The organism is Bacillus sp. SD075 (assembly GCF_017355165.1).
Classification (GTDB): Bacteria; Bacillota; Bacilli; order Bacillales; family DSM-1321; genus Peribacillus.
On the sequence record NZ_JADILK010000108.1, the window covers coordinates 1 to 1,284 of the forward strand.

Below are 1,284 nucleotides of genomic sequence, written 5' to 3' on the forward strand. Positions count from 1 at the left end.
TCAGTTTGACTCCTTTAAAGCAATGGGTGGCGCATTATAAAGAACATGGGATAGAAGGGTTAATGTCTACCTATACAAATTATGATATTAGCTTTAAGATGGATGTACTAAACTATATGAACGATTTTGGAGTGTCTAGTACTCATGCAGCTGCTGTGTATAACATTGCTTCTCCTTCTACTATTACTAATTGGCTAAAGCAATTGGAGGAGTACGGAGTGGACGCTCTTGAAACGAAGAAAAAGGGGCGTCCATCCATGAAAAAAGAAACAAAGAAAAAACCAGTAGAAGGGTCATTAGAGGCATTACAGGCTGAAAATGAAAGATTACGTGCAGAGAATGCATATTTAAAAAAGTTGAGAGCCTTAGTTCAAGAAAGCGAAGCGTCCGAACGCAAAAAGCGAAAGTAGTACATGAACTAAGGGGAGATTTTAATTTAAAGCTACTTCTGTCCGTCGCAAATCTCGCAAGGAGTACCTATTATTATTGGATAAACGCCTTCGGGCGTCATGATAAATACGAAGAAATAAAGCCAGTTATCCAGGAGATATTTCATACGAATAAAGGGAGATACGGGTATCGACGCATTACATTGGAATTACGTAATAGAGGGATTTCAATGAACCATAAAACGGTCCTTCGATTGATGAAGGAGTTGGGACTAAAGTGTCTGGTCCGTATGAAGAAATACCGTTCATACAAAGGCAAGATTGGAAAGGATGCGCCTAATATCCTCAATCGTAATTTTAAGGCAACAAAGCCAAATCAAAAATGGGTTACGGACGTAACTGAGTTTCATTTACACGGTGAAAAGTTGTATTTATCGCCCATTCTAGACTTATTTAATGGAGAGATTATTGCTTACAATATCGAATCACGTCCTGTTTATCCCTTAGTCTCCAAGATGCTTGACCAAGCCTTTATGCGATTGGAATCGAAAGATTCCCCTGTTCTCCATTCAGATCAGGGCTGGCATTACCAGATGAAACAATACTCACATGATTTGAAAAGACATAACATTATACAAAGCATGTCCCGCAAAGGAAATTGTTTAGACAATGCCGTCATAGAAAACTTCTTTGGCTTACTGAAATCAGAATTACTTTATTTACAGAAGTTCGACAGCATGGAGCATTTCAAAAAAGAACTGGAAGATTATATCCATTATTACAATCACCGACGAATCAAAGTAAAATTAAAAGGCATGAGCCCAGTAGATTACCGGGTTCATGCCCTCAAGGTTGCCTAATTAAATAAAGTGTCTAACTTTTTGGGTTCACTTCA

1 protein-coding gene is annotated in these 1,284 nt (G+C 38.2%); it reads left to right on the top strand.

Annotated features, from left to right (window positions below):
- Positions 1-1,249, top strand: a protein-coding gene (locus IOC57_RS25460; RefSeq protein WP_286185190.1) for an IS3 family transposase whose coding sequence is annotated in 2 segments (ribosomal slippage) — positions 1-360 and positions 360-1,249 — 1,250 coding nt annotated over the 2 segments. Because the reading frame shifts where the segments join, the coding sequence is not laid out codon by codon here. This gene is flagged as partial in the annotation.
- Positions 1,250-1,284 lie beyond the last annotated feature (35 nt).